The sequence below is a fragment of the Flavobacterium sp. genome (assembly GCF_003525665.1).
Lineage (GTDB): Bacteria > Bacteroidota > Bacteroidia > Flavobacteriales > Flavobacteriaceae > Flavobacterium.
In genome coordinates this window covers 1-3,165 of the sequence record NZ_DQDX01000085.1, presented here as the reverse complement: position 1 = coordinate 3,165, position 3,165 = coordinate 1, and the positions used below count along the sequence as shown (strand labels likewise).

The 3,165-nt window shown below is 34.6% G+C and carries 3 protein-coding genes; 2 read left to right on the top strand and 1 reads right to left on the bottom strand.

Annotated features, from left to right (window positions below; genetic code table 11):
• Positions 1 to 79 precede the first annotated feature (79 nt).
• Positions 80 to 709, bottom strand: coding sequence for a 16S rRNA (guanine(527)-N(7))-methyltransferase RsmG (gene rsmG / locus DIU01_RS06335; protein ID WP_290832621.1), 630 nt, complete (start codon positions 707 to 709; stop codon positions 80 to 82).
• Positions 710 to 816: 107 nt separating this feature from the next.
• On the opposite strand from rsmG, the gene DIU01_RS06330 reads away from it, so the two are divergent.
• Positions 817 to 1,917, top strand: a complete 1,101-nt coding sequence (locus tag DIU01_RS06330; RefSeq protein WP_290832619.1) for an acyl-CoA desaturase — start codon at positions 817 to 819, stop codon at positions 1,915 to 1,917.
• A 118-nt stretch (positions 1,918 to 2,035) separates the two neighbouring features.
• The coding region (locus DIU01_RS06325) for a pyridoxal phosphate-dependent aminotransferase (RefSeq protein ID WP_290832618.1) at positions 2,036 to 3,165 on the top strand (1,130 nt) is incomplete at its 3' end.

The window sequence follows — 3,165 nt, the reverse complement described above, 5'->3', positions numbered from 1 at the left end:
ATCGCTATTTCAGGACAAGACAAAATCAGAAATAAAAAAGTCCAAATTTAATTATTTGGACTTTTTTTGTTTTCAATTTTTACGCTTTAAACTTCAACGCCAAATGCACTACTTTTTTAGTTTCAAAGAATTCATCTTTAAAAAACTCTGAAATACTATATTCGGTTGCTTTTGGAAAATCTTTCAATTCTTCGGTCAAATCGCCACCTTTTAAGTAAAGAATTCCGTTTTTAAGTTCGTGTTTGTTAGTTTTCTTAATTTTATCTTTTATCCAAGAAACAAAATCGGGCATGTTAGTAACCGCACGACTCACAATAAAATCGTAATCGCCTTTTACATTTTCGGCTCTAATTTGTTCTGCTTTTACGTTTTTTAATTCTAAACCTTCGGCAACTGCTTTAACTACGTTTATCTTTTTCAAGATTACATCAATCAAATAAAATCGAGTTTCTGGAAATAAAATTGCCAACGGAATTCCCGGAAAACCGCCACCAGTTCCAACATCCAAAACATAAGTTCCAGGTTCAAACGGCTGAATTTTTGCAATTGCCAACGAGTGCAATACATGTTTGGTATACAATTCATCAATATCTTTTCTCGAAATCACATTGATTTTGGCATTCCAATCGTGGTACAATTCGTTTAGTTTTTCAAATTGCTGCTTCTGAATATCGGTTAGATTTGGAAATTGTTTAAGAATTTCTTCCATGATTTATTTTTTTTACAAAAGTAAACAATTTGAAAATGTTATTTTTTAAATAATTAACACTTGTGCAATCCTATTAATTTTTATATTTGTAAAAATTATATCTTTTTATGAATACAACAATGCCAACATTCTCTAAACAAGACAGTTTGAAGTTCTTTAGAACATTAAATTCTCGAGTTAACGCTTACTTCAAAGAGAATAAAATTGAAAAAACTGGAAACTGGAAATTACACTTAAAAACTGTCATCCTATTCACCGTTTTTCTTGCACCTTACTTTTTAATAATCACGCTTACTGATATGCCTTTTTGGGTATTTTTAGTACTATCAATAGTTACAGGAATTGGAATGGCCGGAATCGGAATGAACGTAATGCACGATGGAAATCACGGTTCGTACTCTAACAAATCTTGGATTAATAAAATTATGGGTGGAAGCATCTATATTTTAGCCGGAAACGTTTACAACTGGCAAGTGCAACACAACGTTTTACACCATACTTACACCAATATCCACGGTCACGATGAAGATTTAGATGCTGGACGAGTAATTCGTTTTACTCAAGAAGCTGAGTGGCGAGGTTTTCATAAATTCCAACATTATTATTCGGTTTTCCTTTACGGATTACTAACTTTCAACTGGGCAATTACTACCGATTTCAAACAAATGAAAGCCTATTTAGGAAGAAAATTATCTTACGGAGAAGCTAAAAGTCCGAAGATTTTATGGACGACTTTAATAATTACTAAAATTATTTATTTCTCAATTTGGTTAGCTATTCCAATGATTCTAGGAATCGTTTGGTGGCAAGTTCTAATCGGATTTTTTGTAATGCATTACACTGCAGGTTTAATTTTGAGTATTGTATTTCAATTAGCTCATGTTGTTGACGAAACTACAAATCCTGTTCCGAATGAAGAAGGCGAAATGGAAAACACTTGGGCAATTCACCAATTGTATACAACGGCCAATTTTGCTCCAAAAAATAGAATTGTAAACTGGTTCACTGGCGGATTAAATCATCAAATAGAACACCATATCTTTCCAAACATAAGTCATGTTCACTACGGCAAAATAGCAGAAATTGTAAAAGAAACCGCTAGAGAATGTAACTTACCATACCACGAATTCAAAACAATGAGAAGCGCAGTTATTGCACATTTCAAGCATCTGAAAGATTTAGGACAAAAACCTTTGCTTTCAGCATAATTGGTAAAGACGCGATTCATCGCGTCTCTTTTTTTTACACAACTATTTCATATACAAATAAATACACCTAACTATATAAAATTAACAGACGCGATGTATCGCATCTCTAACTACAACTATGGAAAACCATTTATCAGACAGAATCAATAATCTATCTACATCACAAACACTTGCTATGGCTGCTTTGGCAAGAGAATTAAAAGCACAAGGAAAAGATATTATCAGTTTAAGTTTGGGCGAACCAGACTTTAATACACCCGATTTTATCAAAGAAGCTGCAAAAAAAGCAATAGACGAAAACTACTCAACCTATTCTCCAGTTGACGGATACATGGATTTGAAAGAAGCTATTTGCAGAAAATTCAAAAGAGACAATAATTTAGACTATAAACCAGCAAACGTAGTAGTTTCTACTGGTGCAAAACAATCATTATACAACGTTGCTCAAGTAATGTTAAACGATGGTGACGAAGTAATTCTTCCTGCGCCATACTGGGTTTCGTATTCAGAAATCGTAAAAATGTCGGGCGGAATTCCTGTTGAAGTTCCAACATCAATCGAAAATGATTTCAAAATCACACCACAACAATTAGAAGCAGCAATTACGCCAAAAACTAAAATGATTTGGTACAGTTCGCCTTGTAATCCAAGTGGTTCTGTTTATTCTCGCGAGGAATTTACAGCCATTGCAGAAGTATTAAAAAAATATCCAAACATCTATATCGTAGCCGACGAAATCTACGAACACATCAATTTCTCTGGAACATTTTGCAGCATTGCATCCATTCCAGGAATGTTCGAAAGAACCATTACCGTAAACGGAGTTGCCAAAGCTTTCGCCATGACTGGCTGGAGAATTGGTTATATTGGCGCACCAGAATTCATTGCCAAAGCTTGTACAAAAATGCAAGGTCAAGTAACTTCTGGAGCAAATTCTATCGCACAAAGAGCAACAATTACAGCTGTTGACGCCGATCCAAACGTGCTAAACGAAATGGTTGCTGCCTTCAAAAGCCGTCGTGATTTAGTCGTTGGATTAATCAAGGAAATTCCGGGATTAAAAATCAATGTTCCAGAAGGTGCATTTTATGTTTTCCCAGACGTTTCATCGTTCTTCGGAAAAACATTACGCGGAACTTTAATCAACAACGCCGACGATTTCTCTATGTATTTACTTTCAGAAGCAAACGTTGCAACTGTAACTGGAGACGCTTTTGGAAACCCAAATTGCATTCGTTTTTCATACGC

Coding starts and splice junctions, on each gene's coding strand:
- rsmG (WP_290832621.1), bottom strand. CDS start 709: ATGGAAGAAATTCTTAAACAATTTCCAAATCTAACCGATATTCAGAAG.
- DIU01_RS06330 (WP_290832619.1), top strand. CDS start 817: ATGAATACAACAATGCCAACATTCTCTAAACAAGACAGTTTGAAGTTC.